Raw genomic sequence first — 17,334 nt, 5'->3', positions numbered from 1 at the left:
TCAGCAGTTCGAGTACGGCGGTGGGCCGGACTGGGCCGAGCGCAGCACCAGCTGCATGCGGAAGTAGTCGAGCCAGTAGTTCGTCTCCGAGAACGTCGGGTCCGTCGTGCCGTCCGGCCAGAAGGGCTCCCACCCGGTCGGGGTGAGCGTGGATCCCGGGTCCTGCTGGATGGCCTTCCAGTCGGCCGTGGTCACGGGGCCGGTGAAGAGCGCCGGGTCGATCACCATCCGCGTGGTGAGGAACGGCCACCACCACGGGCCGGTGCGCACGCAGAGCGTGGGCGCCACGTGGTACCACCACTCGACGAAGCAGCTCGGGTGGTTGCGCGTGTCCACGTGCAGCACGTGACCGCTGCTCTCGTAGTTCCAGATCTTCCCGGGACGCAGGCCCGAGGCCCGCATCAACCGGCACATCTCGTGAGCCCGCGCGAAGCAGCCGTCGTCCGGGTACATGAAGGTGATGCAGGGCGCCGGCGCGGTGATCGGCGCGCAGGTCAGGGCCGACATCTGGTCGAAGGCCGCCTGGGCACGGGTCAGCGACGGACACAGCCACCGCCACCAGAGCCACCAGATCAGCCACCCCCACCACCAGCGCCAGAACGGCGGCCGTGGGAAGTCAGGCTTGAGGACCGGGAGGTGGGGGAAAGGGGGCAGCTCCGGCCCGTCGGGAGCCGGCGTGAAGGCAACGACGTCGAGCACGCGGTGTCGCTCGTCCTCGACCACCAGCACGAGGGAGCGCGACTCGGCCGACCGCCGTACCTCGGCCACGACCTCGTCGCTGGCCGGCTCGTCCAGACCGAGCCTGACGACCGCGTGCGAGCCCGCGAGCTGGAGCACCAGCTCCCGGTCGCGTTCCTCGATGCGGTCGACCCGGGTGATGCGCGGGATGAGGACCCGAGCCACGACGTCGGTCCCGGGCTCGACCTCCACGTACACCGGATGACGTCGTTCTCCGAGCGCCTCGAGCACCTGCAGCAGCGCCCGGCTGCGGGCCTCCTCGGCCCCGAGCCGGACCCGCCGTTCGCCGTCCAGGACGACGACGCTCTCCCCGTCGGGGCCGCGCTGCACCTCCACCGAACCGGCGATGATCCCGTTCTCGTCACGCATGGCGTGCCTCCCTGCCTAGACCCTCTGATGAGTAGGAGTCGCCGAGGTGCCGGGACGTACGTCCGATCGCGGCCGGCGGTGAGCCTGGGTCGTCAGGTGGTCGTGTCCTCGGCCGCGAGGATCCCGTCGAGCTCCGCCATCGTCGACGTGAACGCCGCCTCGAGGTCGACGCCGTAGGAGTCCGCCAGCGTGAACACGCACCACAGGCAGTCGGCCAGCTCGTGGGCCAGCGCCTCGTCGAGGTCGTCACGCGGACGGACGCCGGCCTTGCCCTGCACCAGCTTGGCGAGATCGCCGACGTCGCCCAGGAAACCGAGCATGATCTCCTCGTCGGTCCACTCCCGCCCGTACCGTGCCGTCTCCATCGCGGCGTACTTGCTCCGCACCCGGCGGGCCAGGGCCTGCATCTCGCTGAGCTCCATGGGCGCATCATCACCCACCCGCCGGATCCGACAGACTGCCGCCGTGACAGCACGCGATTGGTGGAAGTCGGCCGTCGTCTACCAGGTGTACCCGCGCAGCTTCGCGGACTCCGACGGCGACGGGGTCGGGGACATCCGCGGCATCATCGGCAAGCTCGACTACCTCGAGCGGCTCGGTGTCGACGTGGTGTGGCTCAGCCCGGTGTACCGGAGCCCGATGGCCGACAACGGCTACGACATCAGCGACTACCAGGACGTCGACCCGCTGTTCGGCACGCTCGACGACCTCGACGAGCTCGTCGCCGGGCTGCACGCCCGCGGCATGAAGCTGGTCATGGACCTCGTCGTCAACCACACCAGCTCGGCGCACGCGTGGTTCCAGGAGTCGCGCTCGAGCACCGACAACCCGAAGCGCGACTGGTACTGGTGGCGCGATCCGCGCGAGGGGTTCGAGCCCGGTACGCCGGGAGCCGAGCCGACCAACTGGGGCTCGGCGTTCTCGGGACCGGCGTGGACGTACGACGCGACGACCGGCCAGTACTACCTCCACCTCTTCGCCCCCGAGCAGCCCGACCTCAACTGGGAGAACCCCGAGGTCCGCCAGGCCGTCTACGCGATGATGAACTGGTGGCTCGACCGCGGGGTCGACGGCTTCCGGATGGACGTCATCTGCCTGCTGTCCAAGGTGCTCGTCCACGGCCCGGACGGTCGAGCACAGCTCCCCGACGGCCGCCTCGAGCGCGACCCGAACGGCGCCGGCGTCGTCGACACGACCAAGTACGGCGACACCACGCCGCTGGTCGTGAACGGCCCGCGTATCCACGAGTTCATGCAGGAGATGCACCGCGCGGTGTTCGCCGACCGCCCGCCGGGCCTGCTGACCGTCGGCGAGACGCCGGCCACCCCGGTCGAGCAGGCGCGGCTCTACACCGACCCGGCTCGCGGCGAGGTCGACATGGTGTTCCAGTTCGAGCACGTCGACCTCGACTCCGGGCCGCGCGGCAAGTGGGACATCGTGCCGATGACGATGCTGGACCTGAAGCGCTCGCTCGGCCGCTGGCAGGAGGGGCTGGCGGAGGTCGGCTGGAACTCCCTGTACCTCGGCAACCACGACCAGCCGCGCTGCGTCAGCCGCTTCGGCAACGACGCCCCCGAGCACCGCGAGCAGTCGGCCAAGTCGCTGGCGACGGTGCTGCACCTGCACCGCGGCACGCCGTACGTCTACGAGGGCGACGAGCTCGGCCTCCCCAACGCCCGCTACACGCGCATCGACCAGCTCCGGGACGTCGAGTCGCTCAACCGGTACTCCGAGGCGGTCGCCGCCGGACAGGACCCGGCCGCCGTGATGGCCGCGCTCTCGGCCAAGGGACGCGACAACGCCCGAGTCCCGATGCCGTGGAACGACGAGGCGAACGGCGGCTTCACCACGGGTACGCCGTGGATCGACCCGCACCCCGACGCCGCGACCATCAACGTGGCGGCCCAGGTCGACGACCCGGACTCCGTGTTCGCCCACTTCCAGCGGCTCATCGCCCTGCGACACGACCAGCCGGTCGTCGCCCACGGCACCTTCCGGATGCTGCTGCCCGACGACGAGCGGGTCTACGCGTTCGTCCGCGAGCTCGACGGCGCACGGCTGCTGGTCGTCGCGAACCTGTCCGACGACGACGGTGTCGTCGCCGACATCGACGAGGCCGGCACGTGGACGCTCGCCCTCGGGTCGGTCGCGGGTTCCTCTCAGACCGCGACCGACCCGCTGGCGCCGTGGGAGTCCCGGGTCTACCTCACCGAGTGACCCGGGCTCCCGGGCCCTAGCCCCCGTAACCTCGCTTGCGGATCTCCGCGTTGATGGCCGGCACGATCTCGTGCAGGTCGCCGATGACGGCGTACGTCGCCCTCGTCACCATCGGCGCCTCGGCGTCGGAGTTGATCGCGAGGATGTTCTTGGCCGACGAGCAGCCCGCCCAGTGCTGGATCGCACCGCTGATGCCGCACGGGATGTAGAGCTCCGGCGTGATCCGGCTGCCGGTCTGCCCGACCTGCTCGTGGTGCGGCCGCCAGCCCGCGCTCGTCACCACGCGCGAGACGCCGAGCGCGGCGTCCAGCAGCGAGGTCAGCTCCAGCACGTCCTCGAACTTGTCCGCGCCGCCCACACCGCGGCCGGCACCGACGACCACGCGCGCCGACGTCAGCGCGCCCGACTCGTCGACCTCCGGCTGGGACGTCGACACCACGCGCGCGACCAGGTCTTCCGGCGCGATCGTCGGCGAGTGCTCGACGACTTCGCCGGCACCGCTGACGTCGGCGGGCTTCGCCTCCACGGCGTGCCCGGCGATCGTGAAGACCGCGGGCCGCTCGTGCAGCTTCATCTCCTCCATCGCCGCGCCGCCGACGACCTGGCGCGTCACCACGAACGGCGCCAGCCCGGAGAACGACAGCACGTTGGCGGCCATCGACGCACCCGTGCGGGCGGCCACGTGCGCCATCAGCTCGTTGCCGCGGTCGGTGCCGGCGGCCATCACGACCACCGAGCCCGCCGCCTCACGGACCTGCTGGATGGCCGACGCCCAGCCGGCGCCGGAGTACGCCGCGACGCCCTCGCCGCCGACGCGGTGGATGGTGCGGACGCCGTACGCCGCCAGCTCGGCGCGCAGGTCGTCGGACACGTCGCCGATGACGACGGCGTCCACGGGTACGCCGTTGCCGGCGGCCGACAGGTCGCGCCCGAATGACACCGCCTCCAGGGATACCTCGGTCGCGGCGCCCTCGAGGTCGGTCTCGACAAGAGTGAGGATCATTTCGTCAGCACTCCCAGCTTCTCCAGGACGTCGACGACGGCCGGGGCAGCCTCCGGCCCCTCGCCCAGGATCTGGACGGCGCTCGGGGTCGGCGGCGGCAGCACCAGGCGCACCCGGCCGGGGCCGGTCGGCTCCGAGAGGGGCTGACGCTCCTCGATGGCGACCTTCTTGGCCTTGAGGCGGCCGGGCACCGACGGGTACCGCGGCTCGACGCCGCCCTCGCGGATCGTCACCACGGCGGGCAGCGGGACGCGGTAGGTCTCCTGGCCGTCCGGCCCCTCGCCGACCGCGACCACGACCGGGCCGTCGTCGCCGTCCTCCAGCGTCAGGGTGTTGGCGCCGTTGACCACCGGGCGGCCCAGCTCGTACGCGAGCCGGATGCCGACTTGGAAGTCGCCGCTGTCGGCCGCGTCGTTGCCGAGGAGCAGCAGGTCGTGGGTGCGGCCCTCCTCCTCGTGCGCGCGGACGACAGCCGCGATCTCCCGGGAGACGTCGACCGGTCCGAAGCGGTAGGACTCGGGCGCGACCACGTGCGTGGCCGCCGTACACCCGACCGCCAGCGCGTTGCGCAGCTGCTCGACCGCGTCGGCGTCACCCAGGGTCATCACCGCGGCCTCGCCACCGCCGGCCGCCAGCTGCACGGCGAGCTCGACCGCGCACTCCTCGTGCGCGCTCATGGTGAAGCCCGAGGCGCGTCCGTCGACCGACTGGGCGTCCTCGCTGAGCACGACCTCCTCGGTGCTGTCCGGCACCCGCTTCACGCAGACCAGCACGTTGGCAGCAGCCATCAGCGCATCCGCTCGTTCGCGGGGTCGAAGAGCGACGTCGCGTCGACCGAGCCGACGGTCACCGGGTAGAGCTCCTCCATGTACGACACGGCCAGCTCGTTGCCGATCGTGGCCTGGTCGACCGGCAGGTAGGCCAGCAGCACGTGCTTGCCCAGCGACGGCGCGGAGCCGGCGCTGGTGACGTACGGGTGGTGTCCGTGGCCGTCGGTCAGCGTGCCTCCGTCGCGGGTCAGGATCGGCTCGCCTCCGAGCATGTAGCGCTTCTGGCCCGACTTCGACGTGTGGTCGTCGACCGTCATCGTGCAGAGGATCGTCTTCGGCTCCGCCTCGCGCTGGGCGAGGTACGCCTCGCGCCCGACGAAGTCGGCCGCCTTGACCTTCGGGCGCTGCATGCCGGCCTCGACGATGCTGCGCTCGGCGTCGAGCTCGGCGCCGTACGCGCGGTACCCCTTCTCGATACGGCCGGTCGTGCCGTAGACGCCGATGCCCACCGGTACGGCGCCCTGGTCGGAGCCCGCGGACAGCAGCGCGTCCCACAGGGCCGCGGCGTCGCCCATGGCGACGTACAGCTCCCAGCCGAGCTCGCCGACGTAGGAGATGCGCGAGGCCAGGACCGTGATCCCGTTCACGCTGATCTCGCGGCACGACAGCATGCCGAAGCCCTCGCCGCTGACGTCGTCGGACGTCAGCGAGGAGAGGATGTCGCGGGCCTTCGGGCCCCACAGGCCGATCGTGGAGATCTCGTCGGTGCGGTCGGTGAGAGTCGTCCGGCCGTCCTCGGGCAGCTGCGAGGTGAAGGTGTGGCGGTCGGCCATGCCGTGCGCGCCGCCGGTGACCACCCGGAAGTGGTCGTCACCGAGCCGCATCACGGTCAGGTCGGACAGGAACCCGCCCTTGGCGTCGAGCACCGGGGTGTAGATGACCTTGCCGACCGCGACGTCGCACTGCGCGACGCAGGTGCGCTGCACGGTGTCGAGCGCGCCCGGGCCCTCGATGTCGAGGATCTGGAACGCCGACAGGTCGATGACGCCGGCGTTCTCGCGCATGGCCAGGTGCTCGGCGTTGATGATCGGGCTCCACCAGCGCGAGTCCCACTCGTGCTCGCGCGGCATCACGGCGTCGCCGTACTTGTCGACGAGGCCGGCGTTCGACTCGTACCAGAACGGGCGCTCCCAACCGGCGGTCTCGAAGAAGACGGCGCCGAGCTTCTCCTGCTGGTCGTACATCGGCGACTTGCGCTGCGGCCGGTCCGACTCGTACTGCTCGGACGGGTGCACGATGCCGTAGGTCTTGATGAACGACTCGGTGGTGCGCAGGCGGGTGTGCTCGCGACGCAGCATGTGCGGGTGGAACCGCGCGATGTCGCTGTGCGCGACGTCGATCTCGGAGTAGCCGTGGGTCATCCACTCGGCGACCGCGCGACCGACGCCCGGACCCTCCTTGATCCAGACCGCCGCGGCGGTCCACAGGCCCTTCACGTGCGACTCGCCCAGGATCGGCGAGCCGTCGGAGGTCAGCGACAGCAGGCCGTTGATGGCGTAGCGGATCTCCGCGCCCTCGGCGCCGAGCAGCTCCGGCATCAGCTCGAAGGCCTGCTCCAGCTGCGGGTCGAAGTCCTCCTCGGTGAAGGGGAGCTCGGTCGGGGAGAGCTTGGACTGCTCGATGGTCGGGATGTCCTCGGGCTCCATCAGGATCGCGCGGTGGGCGTAGGAGCCGACCTCCATGTCGGCCCCGTGCTGGCGCTCGTAGCAGAAGGTGTCCATGTCGCGGACGATCGGGAAGTTGATCTCACCGGTGCCGCCGGCCAGCTGCGGGCAGGGGCCGACCGAGATCATCTGGTGCACGGCGGGGGTCAGCGGGATGCTCACGCCGGCCATGTCGCCGATCTTCGGGCTCCACACGCCGCAGGCGATGACGACGTACTCCGCCTCGATGTCACCTCTATCTGTCCGAACCTTGCGGATTCTGGGCCCACCTGGGGCGTCCTCGACGTCCAGGCCGAGCACCTCGACGTTCGGCACGGTCGTCAGCGCACCCGCGGCGACCGCGCCGTCGCGCATGATCGTGCCGGCGCGCAGCGAGTCGACCACGCCGACGCCGGGCTGCCAGAACGCCCCGATGATCTGGTCCTCCTCGATGAAGGGGACCTTCTCCTTCACGAACTCCGGCGAGACGAGCTCGGCCTCGATGCCCCAGGCCTTGGCCGACGACATCCGTCGGCGCAGCTCCTCCATCCGCTCCTCGGTCCGCGCGACCTCGAAGCCGCCGCACTCGGTGAAGACGCCGAGCTCCTTGTACTGCACGACGGAGTCGAGCGTCAGGTCGGTGATCTCGCGCGAGTGGTCGGTCAGGAAGATGAAGTTCGACGCGTGGCCGGTGGAGCCGCCCGGGTTGGGCAGCGGCCCCTGGTCGATCTGCACGATGTCGGTCCAGCCGAGCTTGGCCAGGTGGTGGACCAGGCTGTTGCCGACGATGCCGGCGCCGATCACGACGCACTTGGCGGATGCGGGGACGTCTGCCACGGGAACTCCTTGTTGCGGCCGGGTGGTGCTTGCTGTGGTCCTGCATGTGTTGCGTATCGCGCACTACTGTGCGCGATAGGGAACAAGGTGAAAGTGTGACGCGACGGCCCGCGCCGGTCAAGCCGAAGGCCGACCGGGCGGGCCGCCGCATCCCCCTCAGGGTTGCCAGCGACCGGCTAGCTCAGCCAGGCGTCGACCTTGTCGGGGTTGTCGTCGATCCACTTCTGGGCCGCGTCGTCGGGGTCCATGCCGTCCTCGGCGATGTACTTCGACACGAGGTTCTGGTCCTCGTTGGTCCACGTGAAGTTCTTGATCAGGTCCACCGCCGGCGAGCCGGAGTCGGCGAACTTGGTCGAGATCAGCTTGTTCAGGGCGTACGGCGGGTAGTCGCAGGCCACCTTCGCCGGGTCGGCGTCGCAGCCCTCGGTGTACTTCGGCAGGTCCACGTGCACCAGCGCCAGCTCGTCGAAGAACCACTGCGGCTCGTAGAAGTAGGCCAGCAGCGGGGTCTTGTTCTCCTCCGCCGAGCGGAAGCTCTGGATGAGCGCCGCCTCGCTACCGCCGACCACCACCTGGTAGTTGAGCTTCAGGTTCTTGACCAGGGCCTCGTCGTTGGTGACGTAGGACGGGTCGCCGTCGAGCAGCTGGCCCTTGCCACCGGACTCCGACGTCTTGAAGAGGTCGGCGTACTTGTTGAGGTTCTCCCAGTTGGTGATGTCGGGGTACTTCTCCGCCATCCACGGCGGGACGTACCAGCCGATGATTCCGTCGTTGCCGGTCAGGCCGGCGTCCTCCACGGTGCCGGCGTCGTCGATGTACTTCTTGACCAGGTCCGGGTGGCCCCAGTTCTCGACGATGGTGTCGATGGAGCCGTCGGCCATGCCCTGCCAGCCGACCTCTTCCTTGACGTCGGGGTAGGTGACGTTGCAGCCCAGCTTCTCCTTGGCCACCTGCCCGATCACGTGGGCGTTGGAGACGTAGCCGGTCCACGGGTTGACCGCGATGCGCAGGTCGCCGCAGGACGCTCCCCCGTCCCCGCCGGCCGTGGTGGTGTCCGAGATGTCGCCGCCACCGCACGCGGCGAGGCCCAGGCTCATGCCCAGGACCGAGACCGCGGCGAGTACGACGGATTGGGTACGGCGTGGTCGTCGTGCCATGGGTGTCTGTTTCCCTTCTCCGACCTCCGCGACCGCCGCGGAGGAAGCCTGTGTGGTGCTCTGGGTCGTGCTGTCAGCGGCCGTACCGCGCCGCCGCGTACCTCGCGATCCGGTCGAGCATCACGCCGAGCGCCGCGATGGCGACGCCGGCCGCGAGGCCCTTGCCGAACAGCTGGTCCTGCGAGAAGCCGGAGACGACGATGTACCCGAGGCTGCCGCCACCGACCATGCCGCCGATGACGACCATCGACAGCACGTAGAGGAGGCCCTGGTTGGTGGCCAGCACCAGCGATTCGCGGGCCATGGGCAGCTGGACCTTGGAGATCATCTGCCAGCGCGTGCTGCCGGTGGAGCGCACGGCCTCCACGGTGGTGGGCGAGACCCCGCGGATGCCGTCGGCGACGAGCTTGGTCGCGATCGGCACGGAGTAGGCCATCGCCGCGACGATGGCGGTGAAGCGGCCGGCCCCGAACAGCGCCAGCGCGGGCACCAGGTAGACGAACGGCGGGATGACCTGGAACGCGTCCAGGAACGGACGGATGATCAGGTCCGCCTTGCGGCCGCGGCCCATCGCCACGCCGAGCACGACCGCCACGAGCATCGTCATCACCGTCGCGATCAGTGTCATCGACAAGGTGACCATGGTGTCGTTCCAGACGCCCGTGAAGTAGATGATGACCTCGCAGGCCAGGGTGTACGCCGCGGGCTGCCACCCGCCGAGCACATAGGCCAGCGCCAGCAGCACCAGGGCCATCAGCCACCAGGGAGAGTCCGACAGCAGGCTCTGCAACGGGTCGATGAACCACATCGTGATGTGGTCCTTGATCCAGATCGTGTAGGTGTCGACGCCGCTGACCAGCCAGTCGGTGAAGTTGTTGATCCCCTTGGCCAGCTGCGGCCCGCTGATCCACTTCAGCACCGGCGTCTCGCTGACGTCGGGGAAGGTCGCGAGGTTGAGCTGCTGGCGGGAGAGGAGGACCAGGACCACCGCAGGGACGAACAACAGCGCCAGCAGGAAGCCTCGGCCGGCGGCCGTCACGCGGGGGAGCCTCTGGCCACGCCCGGCATCCTCGGTCGCCCACCGGGGCAGCCGCTCCAGCACGACGCCGGTCAGCATCACGCCCATGCCGCTCGCCGACCCGACGTTGCTGCGACCCTGGCCCCGCTCGCTGGCGGCGGTCGTCGTGCGGTCGAGCATGATCGCCATCAGCACGATGCACAGGGCGGACACCGACGCCACACCGACGTTGAGCGTCTGCAGCGCCGACACGACCACCTTGCCGAGGCCGGGACCGTTGACCAGGGCCGCGATGGTCGCCATCGAGAGCGCCGCCATCGTGCACTGGTTGATGCCGACGACGATCGTGCGCTTGGCCATGGGCAGCTGCACCTGGCGCAGCATCTGCTGCCGGGTGAGGCCGAGCGACCGGGCCGCCTCGATGGTCGTCGGGGAGACCGACCGGATGCCGTGCTCGGTGATCCGCACGACCGGCGGCAGCGCGTAGATGATCGTCAGCACCATCGCACAGGCCGGACCGATGCCGAAGAACAGCGCCAGGGGAGCGAGGTAGCAGAAGGGCGGGAAGGTCTGCATCACGTCGAGCACGGGGGTGATCACGCCCGACGCCGCCTTGCTGCGAGCCATCCAGATGCCGATCGGGAGCCCGATCAGGATGCAGATGACGACGCTGAGCATGGTGATGATGAGCAGGTCCATGCTGTTGGACCACTGGTCGGTGACGCCGAAGAACAGCAACGTGCCGGTCACGAGCAGCGTCGACCGCAGGCCGGCGACGGCGTAGGTGATCCAGGCCAGGACCGCGACCACGCCCAGCCAGCCGATCTCGGGCACCGGACGCGGGAACGCCGGGATGCTGATCAGCTCCTGGAAGAACTTCACGATCGCGTCGAGCGCGTCGCCGATGGCCCCCAGCACCCCGCCGAAGAACCAGTTGTCCTTGCCGTCGAGCTGGACCCAGTCGCGGGCGTCGTTGAGCTTCTGGTGCAGCGAGTTGGTGTCCTGCAGGCCGAGGGCCTTGGTCATCTTGCCCTTGAAGACGGCGTACAGGACCAGCCACACGGCCAGGAGCACGAGCAGCTTGATGCCGGTGCGGCGAGGCTTCTGCACCTCGACGTACGGCTGCTGCTCCTTGTCGACCCGGTTCGGCCCGGAAGCGGGACCGGCCGGCCCGGGGCTCTCGACGGTCGCGGTGCTCACTGGAGGCCTTCCTCCGCCACCACGACGCGCAGGATGTCCTCCTCGTCGACGACGCCGACGACCTTGTCGCCGTCGACGACGCGGCAGGGTCCGTGGTGGTCGATGACGACGCGCGCCGCGTCGCGGACGATCTGGCCGGCCTGCAGCACCGGGCTGCTCGCGTCCACCTCGCCCGGCTGCTCCGCGCGCATGACCCACTTGAGGGTCAGCACGTGCGACTTCGGCACGTCGCTGACGAAGTCGCGGACGTACTCGTCGGCGGGGGCCGCGACGACCTCGTCGGGCGTGCCGATCTGGATGATCTCGCCGTCCCTCATGATCAGGATCCGGTCGCCCAGCTTGAGCGCCTCGGCCAGGTCGTGGGTGATGAAGACCATGGTCTTGCCGACCTCGTGGTGGAGCCGGATGACCTCGTTCTGCATGTCGCGGCGGATCAGCGGGTCGAGAGCGGAGAACGGCTCGTCGAACATCAGGATGTCGGGGTCGGAGGCCAGCGCCCGCGCCAGCCCGACGCGCTGCTGCATGCCGCCGGAGAGCTGGTCGGGGAAGTTGTTCTCGTAGCCCGACAGGCCCACCAGGTCGACCATCTCCTGGGCCCGGTTGCGGCGGCCGCCCTTGGCCTCGCCGCGGACCTCGAGGCCGAACGCGATGTTGTCGATGACCTTGCGGTGCGGGAGCAGGCCGAAGTGCTGGAAGACCATCGACACCCGACGGCGGCGGGTGTCGAGCAGCGCCTTGTCACCCATGGCGGTGATGTCCTCGCCGTACAGCTTCACCACGCCCGCCGTGGGCTCGATGAGCCGGGTGAGCAGCCGGACGAGGGTGGACTTGCCCGAGCCGGACAGCCCCATCACCACGAACACCTCGCCGGGCGCGACGTCGAAGGAGACGTCCCGGATGCCGACCACGTGACCGGTCTTCTCCTGGAGGTCCTTGCGCGAGAGCTGGGCGTCGTCGCTCTTCATGATGGCGTCGGCCTTCGGCCCGAAGATCTTCCACAGCCCGCTGACGTGGACGGCGGCCTCACCACTCGTGCTCGTGTCGCTCGTGGGCTGGTCGGCGGTGAGTGTCATGACGTGCTCTTTTCGTTGCGGTGGTCGCCGGGCGGGTGGAGCGGGCTGCCGTCGCGGTAGCGGTAGAACGGCGCGTCGGACGGGGGCAGCGGGGTGTTGCCGGCGATGAGGTCGGCCGCCTTCTCGGCGACCATCATCGTCGGCGCGTAGATGTTGCCGTTCGTGACGAACGGGAACACCGAGGCGTCGACGACGCGCAGGCCCTCGAGGCCGTGCACCTTCATCGACGCGGGGTCGACCACCGACATCTCCTCCACGCCCATCGCGGCCGTGCAGGACGGGTGCAGCGCCGTCTCGGCGTCGGCGCGCACCCAGTCGAGGATCTCGTCGTCGGTCTCCACGGACGGTCCGGGAGACAGCTCGCCGTCGTTGTACGGCGCGAAGGCCGGCTGGTTGAGGATGTCGCGGGCCACGCGGACCGCCTCCACCCACTCCCGCCGGTCGTTGGCGGTGGTCAGGTAGTTGAAGACCATCGACGGATGCTGCTTCGGGTCGCGCGACGTGATGCGGATCCGGCCGCGGGTGTCGGCGTACATCGGCCCGATGTGCACCTGGTAGCCGTGGCCCTTGGTGGGCGACGTGCCGTCGTACCGGATGGCGATCGGCAGGAAGTGGAACATCAGGTTCGGGTAGTCGACGTCCTCGTTGCTGCGCGCGAAACCACCGCCCTCGAAGTGGTTGGTGGCACCGAGGCCGCTGCGGTGGAACAGCCACTGGTAGCCGATGCCGGGTCGCTTGTGCCACTTCAGGCCGGGGGCGATCGAGACCGGCTGCTTGGAGGCGTACTGGATGTAGACCTCGAGGTGGTCCTGGAGGTTCTCGCCGACGCCGGGCAGGTGGTGCACGAGCGGCACGCCGACCTGCTTGAGGTGCTCCTCGTTGCCGACGCCGGAGAGCTGAAGCAGCTGAGGGGTGTTGATGGCGCCGCCGCTGAGGATGACGTCGCCGGCCGCGACGTACTGCGGGCGGCCGGCTCGCAGGTACTCGACGCCGACCGCGCGCTTGCCCTGGAACCGCACCTTGGTGCCCAGCGCCACGGTGACGACGTCGAGGTTCTTGCGGTGCCGGGCCGGGTGGAGGTACGCCCGGGCCGCCGACAGGCGGCGACCGCGGTGCAGGTTGCGGTCGAAGCGGCCGAAGCCCTCCTGGCGGTAGCCGTTCACGTCGTCGGTCAGGTGGTACCCCGCCTGCTGCACGGCCTCGAAGAACGCGCCGAACAGCGGGTTGGTCGCCGGGCCCTGCTCGAGCACCAGCGGTCCGTCGCCGCCGCGCCACTGGTCCGCGCCGACGGAGCCGTCGACGAGGAGCCGGGTCTCCATCCGCTTGAAGTACGGCAGGCAGTGGGCGTAGCTCCACTCCTTCATGCCCGGCTGACCGGCCCAGCGCTCGTAGTCCAGCGGGTTGCCGCGCTGGAAGATCATCCCGTTGATGCTGGAGGAGCCGCCGAGCACCTTGCCGCGCGCGTGCGAGATGCGGCGGCCGTTCATCGCAGGCTCGGGGTCGGTCTCGTACTTCCAGTCGTAGAGCCGATTGCCGATCGGGATGGGCAGCGCGGCCGGCATGTGGATGAACGGGTCGATCCGCCAGTCGGCCCGGCCGGCCTCGAGGACCAGGACGCTGGTGCCGGGGTCGGCGGAGAGCCGGTTGGCCAGGGCACAGCCCGCCGAGCCGCCGCCGACGATCACCACGTCGTACCGGTCCCTCATGCGCGGCCCCCCTCAGGTGAGCCGTCGAACCAGCTCTGGACCGCGGGCCGGATGTTGTGCCAGACGTGCTTGGTCTCGCGGTACTCCGCCAGGCCGTGCTCGCCGAGCTCGCGGCCGACGCCGGACTGCTTGTAGCCGCCCCACTCGGCCTGCGGGACGTACGGGTGGTAGTCGTTGATCCACACCGTGCCCATGCGCAGGCGCGCGGCGACGCGCTGTGCCTTGCCGGCGTCCTGGGTCCACACGGCCCCGGCCAGGCCGTACTGGCTGTCGTTGGCGATCGCGACCGCCTCGTCCTCGCCGGAGAAGGTCTCGACCGTGAGCACCGGCCCGAAGGACTCGTCCTGGGTGACGGTCATGTCGCTGCGGCAGCCGTCGAGCACCGTCGGCAGGTAGTAGAAGCCGTTGGCCAGCGCCGGGTCGTCGGGCGCCTTGCCGCCGCACCGCAGCACCGCTCCCTCGGCGAGGCCGGCGGCGACGTACGCCGCCACCTTGTCGCGGTGCCCGGCGCTGATGAGGGCGCCGGTCTCGGCCTTCTCGTCGAACGGCCCGCCGAGCCGGATCAGCTGCGCCCGCTCGACGAGCGCGTCGACGAACGAGTCGTGGATCGACTCCTCGACGACGAGGCGCGCGCCGGCCGAGCAGACCTGGCCGGAGTGGAGGAACACCGCGGTCAGGGCGTAGTCGAGGGCGACGTCCTGGTCGGCGTCGGCGAAGACGATGTTGGGGTTCTTGCCGCCGAGCTCGAGCGCGACCCGCTTCACCGTCGGCGCGGCGGCGGCCATGATGCCGCGACCGGTCTGCAGGCCGCCGGTGAAGGAGACCAGGTCGACGCGCGGGTCGCTGGCCAGCGGCGCCCCGGCGTCGGGGCCGGCGCCGAGGACGAGGTTGCCCACGCCCTTCGGGAGCCCGGCCTCCTCGAGGATGCGCATCAGGTGGATCGACGTGCTCGGCGTGAGCTCGCTCGGCTTGAGCACGAAGGTGTTGCCGGCCGCCAGGCACGGCGCGACCTTCCAGGAGGCCTGCAGGAGCGGGTAGTTCCAGGGGGCGATCAGCCCGCAGACGCCGATCGGCTCGTGCACGACCCGGCTGACCACGTCGGGGTTGCCGGTGTCGACGACCCGGCCGGCGTCCTCGGAGGCGATACGGCCGTAGTACCGGAACACCGAGACCACGTCCGCGACGTCGTACTCCGCCTCGACCAGCCGCTTCCCGGTGTCCATCGACTCGGCGCGGGCGACGTCGGCGACGTCGCGCTCGAGCAGGTCGGCGACGCGGAGCAGGAGGTCACCGCGCTCACGGGCGGACGTGTGCGGCCAGGGGCCGTCGTGGAAGGCGGCGTACGCCGCGGCGATGGCCGCCTCGGTGTCCTCGCGCCCCGCCTCGTCGACGACGGCGACCTCGGTGCCGTCGGCCGGGCAGTGGATGGTGCGGGTGCCGCCCGCGCGCGCGCCCACCCATGCTCCGTCCACGTAGAGATCCGGCACGCGCCCTCTCCCGCCCTCTCAGAACCGTCCCGGAGCCGGCGTTGTTTGTTGCGCTATCTGCAACGTATTGCTTGCTCCGCAACTAGTCGTAGTCCGCAGAATAGGTGACCTGGGCCACACGTCAAGGCTCTCAGGGGTCCGGAGCGGTCAACGTTGGGTCACGTTCGTGTTACTCCCGCTGGCCCCAGCCGAGGCGGTGGGAGACCTCGAGTGCCGCCGCGAGGAGCAGGGGGATGGCCCGGTCCAGCCGGTCGGCGGTGAGGCGGAAGCTGGGGCCGGACACGCTGATGGAGGCGATGACGTCGCCGTGGGCGTTGCGGATCGGCGCCGCGACGGCGGTCAGGCCGGTCTCCAGCTCGTCGACGGCCAGGGCGTACCCCTGCTCCCGCACGTGCGCCAGCTCGGCGACCAGCTTGCTCATCGTGGTGACGGTCTGGTCGGTGTAGCGCGGGAGCTCGCGGACCGCCTTCTTCAGCTGGGCGTCCTCGAGCTCGCTGAGCAGGACCTTGCCGTTGCTGGTGGCGTGCAGCGGGATGTGCTGGCCGACCCAGTTGTGCGACTGGAGGGCCGAGGAGCCGGCGACCTGGTCGAGGTACAGCGCGGAGGTCTCGGCACGGACGGTGATGTTGACGGTCTCGCCGGTCTCGGAGGCGAGCTGGCGGCAGACCGGGCGCGCCTCCTGGACCAGGTCGAGGCGTGCCGTGGTGGCGCCGGCCAGGCGCAGGTTGCCGACGCCGAGGCGGTACCGCCCGCGCTCGCCGTCCTGCTCGACCAGCCGGTGGGCCTCGAGCGTGGCCAGCAGCCGGAACGCCGTCGACTTGTGCACGCCCAGGTCGGCCGCGATCTCGGTGACCCCGGCCTCGCCGTCGCGGGCGAGGACCTCCAGGATGGAGAGCGCACGATCGACGGACTGGACGAGGCCGCCGGACTGGCTGTCGCCGTTCGTCGCCTCGCTCCCGGGCGTCGAGACACCCGCTGAGAGGCCGGCTGAGAGTTCGGCCGAGATGGCCGCGGCGTCCGTCGCCATGGGCGCACCCTAGCGCAGAAGGTGTTGCATATCGCACACTGCGTTTCGGCCGACGCAACGGGCGTCGGGTGAGGAGGAGTCCCCAGGATGTCGGACCAGCGCCCCGACCTGTCCACCGATGTTCGCAGCGACGGGCGGTCCGAGGAGGCCGGCGGCCCCGTCGGCGACTACGTGCTCACGCTGTCGTGCCCCGACCGTGCGGGCATCGTGCACGCGGTCACCGGGTTCCTGATGCGCCATGGCGGCGACATCCGTGAGAGCCAGCAGTTCGGGGACCCGCAGCACGGCAAGTTCTTCATGCGCATCGACTTCCGGGTCGCCGCCTCGACGACGGCCGAGGCCCTGCGCGCCGACTTCGCGACGACCGCGTCGGAGTTCGAGATGACCTACGAGCTGTGGTCGGCCTCCGCGCCGTACCGGACGCTCATCCTGGTCTCCAAGCAGCAGCACTGCCTCAACGACCTGCTGTTCCGCTACAGCACCGGTGGCCTGAACATCGCCGTGCCGGCCGTGGTGTCCAACCACCTCGACGCCGAGCCGCTGGTGAAGTCCCACGGCATCGAGTTCCACCACCTGCCGGTCACGCCGGACACCAAGGCGTCGGCGGAGGCCGCGTTGCTGCAGCTGATCGACGACCTCGGGATCCACCTGGTCGTGCTGGCCAGGTACATGCAGATCCTGTCCGACGAGGTCTGCCGCCGCCTGGACGGCCGGGTGATCAACATCCACCACTCGTTCCTGCCGAGCTTCAAGGGCGCCAAGCCCTACCACCAGGCCTTCGACCGCGGCGTGAAGCTGGTGGGCGCGACGGCCCACTACGTGACGCCCGACCTCGACGAGGGCCCGATCATCGAGCAGGACGTCACGCGGGTCGACCACACCTACACCGCCGACCAGCTCGTCAACGCCGGCCAGGACGTCGAGGCCCAGGTGCTCTCGCGCGCCGTTCGCTGGCACTCCCAGACCCGCGTCCTGCTCAACCACGACCGGACCGTCGTCTTCCGCTGACCTCCGGACTCGGCGGGCCGG

Annotated in this window: 13 protein-coding genes; 2 read left to right on the top strand and 11 right to left on the bottom strand. The window is 70.2% G+C overall.

From position 1 onward, the window contains the following. Positions 1 to 1,107 carry a protein-glutamine glutaminase family protein gene (locus ISU07_RS03350; protein ID WP_194705297.1) on the bottom strand — a complete coding sequence of 369 codons (1,107 nt, stop codon included), beginning with the start codon at positions 1,105 to 1,107 and terminating at the stop codon, positions 1 to 3. Positions 1,108 to 1,199: 92 nt separating this feature from the next. Beyond that, the gene (locus tag ISU07_RS03345; protein ID WP_194705296.1) at positions 1,200 to 1,529 is read right to left on the bottom strand and encodes a MazG nucleotide pyrophosphohydrolase domain-containing protein; all 330 of its coding nucleotides are present in this window, start codon (positions 1,527 to 1,529) and stop codon (positions 1,200 to 1,202) included. A gap of 43 nt (positions 1,530 to 1,572) precedes the next feature. On the opposite strand from ISU07_RS03345, the gene ISU07_RS03340 reads away from it, so the two are divergent. Continuing rightward, complete coding sequence (locus ISU07_RS03340; RefSeq protein WP_323742405.1) at positions 1,573 to 3,324, top strand: glycoside hydrolase family 13 protein; 1,752 nt, start codon at positions 1,573 to 1,575, stop codon at positions 3,322 to 3,324. 16 nt (positions 3,325 to 3,340) lie between these two features. On the opposite strand, the gene ISU07_RS03335 is transcribed toward ISU07_RS03340, so the two are convergent. The 9 genes from ISU07_RS03335 to ISU07_RS03295 all read right to left on the bottom strand — a co-directional run bounded on the left by ISU07_RS03335 (position 3,341) and on the right by ISU07_RS03295 (position 16,305). Then, positions 3,341 to 4,327 carry an electron transfer flavoprotein subunit alpha/FixB family protein gene (locus ISU07_RS03335; protein WP_194705294.1) on the bottom strand — a complete coding sequence of 329 codons (987 nt, stop codon included), beginning with the start codon at positions 4,325 to 4,327 and terminating at the stop codon, positions 3,341 to 3,343. Then, entirely contained in the window at positions 4,324 to 5,115 is a 792-nt protein-coding gene (locus ISU07_RS03330; RefSeq protein WP_194705293.1) for an electron transfer flavoprotein subunit beta/FixA family protein, read from the bottom strand. Before ISU07_RS03330 ends, ISU07_RS03335 begins: the two co-directional genes overlap by 4 nt. Next, complete coding sequence (locus ISU07_RS03325; protein WP_194705292.1) at positions 5,115 to 7,637, bottom strand: GcvT family protein; 2,523 nt, start codon at positions 7,635 to 7,637, stop codon at positions 5,115 to 5,117. Before ISU07_RS03325 ends, ISU07_RS03330 begins: the two co-directional genes overlap by 1 nt. Positions 7,638 to 7,813: 176 nt before the next feature. Further along, positions 7,814 to 8,734: an ABC transporter substrate-binding protein gene (locus ISU07_RS03320; protein WP_228521092.1), complete on the bottom strand. Its 921-nt coding sequence runs from the start codon at positions 8,732 to 8,734 to the stop codon at positions 7,814 to 7,816. 133 nt (positions 8,735 to 8,867) lie between these two features. Beyond that, complete coding sequence (locus ISU07_RS03315) at positions 8,868 to 11,012, bottom strand: ABC transporter permease (protein WP_194705290.1); 2,145 nt, start codon at positions 11,010 to 11,012, stop codon at positions 8,868 to 8,870. Continuing rightward, the gene (locus ISU07_RS03310; protein ID WP_194705289.1) at positions 11,009 to 12,085 is read right to left on the bottom strand and encodes a quaternary amine ABC transporter ATP-binding protein; all 1,077 of its coding nucleotides are present in this window, start codon (positions 12,083 to 12,085) and stop codon (positions 11,009 to 11,011) included. Before ISU07_RS03310 ends, ISU07_RS03315 begins: the two co-directional genes overlap by 4 nt. Continuing rightward, positions 12,082 to 13,791 carry a choline dehydrogenase gene (gene betA, locus ISU07_RS03305; protein WP_194705288.1) on the bottom strand — a complete coding sequence of 570 codons (1,710 nt, stop codon included), beginning with the start codon at positions 13,789 to 13,791 and terminating at the stop codon, positions 12,082 to 12,084. Before betA ends, ISU07_RS03310 begins: the two co-directional genes overlap by 4 nt. Further along, complete coding sequence (locus ISU07_RS03300; RefSeq protein ID WP_194705287.1) at positions 13,788 to 15,278, bottom strand: aldehyde dehydrogenase family protein; 1,491 nt, start codon at positions 15,276 to 15,278, stop codon at positions 13,788 to 13,790. Before ISU07_RS03300 ends, betA begins: the two co-directional genes overlap by 4 nt. Before the next feature lie 169 nt (positions 15,279 to 15,447). Beyond that, positions 15,448 to 16,305, bottom strand: coding sequence for an IclR family transcriptional regulator (locus ISU07_RS03295; protein ID WP_194705286.1), 858 nt, complete (start codon positions 16,303 to 16,305; stop codon positions 15,448 to 15,450). 87 nt (positions 16,306 to 16,392) lie between these two features. Between ISU07_RS03295 and purU the strand changes: the two genes are divergently transcribed. Beyond that, the gene (gene purU, locus ISU07_RS03290; protein ID WP_194705285.1) at positions 16,393 to 17,313 is read left to right on the top strand and encodes a formyltetrahydrofolate deformylase; all 921 of its coding nucleotides are present in this window, start codon (positions 16,393 to 16,395) and stop codon (positions 17,311 to 17,313) included. Positions 17,314 to 17,334: the final 21 nt, after the last annotated feature.

This window comes from Nocardioides islandensis (assembly GCF_015352455.1).
GTDB lineage: Bacteria > Actinomycetota > Actinomycetes > Propionibacteriales > Nocardioidaceae > Nocardioides > Nocardioides islandensis.
This window is presented reverse-complemented; position numbering and strand designations above follow the sequence as displayed.

What these genes read in the sequence shown, in the direction of transcription:
- ISU07_RS03350 (WP_194705297.1), bottom strand. Translation starts at nt 1,107, where the DNA reads ATGCGTGACGAGAACGGGATCATCGCCGGTTCGGTGGAGGTGCAGCGC.
- ISU07_RS03345 (WP_194705296.1), bottom strand. Translation starts at nt 1,529, where the DNA reads ATGGAGCTCAGCGAGATGCAGGCCCTGGCCCGCCGGGTGCGGAGCAAG.
- ISU07_RS03335 (WP_194705294.1), bottom strand. Translation starts at nt 4,327, where the DNA reads ATGATCCTCACTCTTGTCGAGACCGACCTCGAGGGCGCCGCGACCGAG.
- ISU07_RS03330 (WP_194705293.1), bottom strand. Translation starts at nt 5,115, where the DNA reads ATGGCTGCTGCCAACGTGCTGGTCTGCGTGAAGCGGGTGCCGGACAGC.
- ISU07_RS03320 (WP_228521092.1), bottom strand. Translation starts at nt 8,734, where the DNA reads ATGAGCCTGGGCCTCGCCGCGTGCGGTGGCGGCGACATCTCGGACACC.
- ISU07_RS03310 (WP_194705289.1), bottom strand. Translation starts at nt 12,085, where the DNA reads ATGACACTCACCGCCGACCAGCCCACGAGCGACACGAGCACGAGTGGT.
- betA (WP_194705288.1), bottom strand. Translation starts at nt 13,791, where the DNA reads ATGAGGGACCGGTACGACGTGGTGATCGTCGGCGGCGGCTCGGCGGGC.
- ISU07_RS03295 (WP_194705286.1), bottom strand. Translation starts at nt 16,305, where the DNA reads ATGGCGACGGACGCCGCGGCCATCTCGGCCGAACTCTCAGCCGGCCTC.
- purU (WP_194705285.1), top strand. Translation starts at nt 16,393, where the DNA reads ATGTCGGACCAGCGCCCCGACCTGTCCACCGATGTTCGCAGCGACGGG.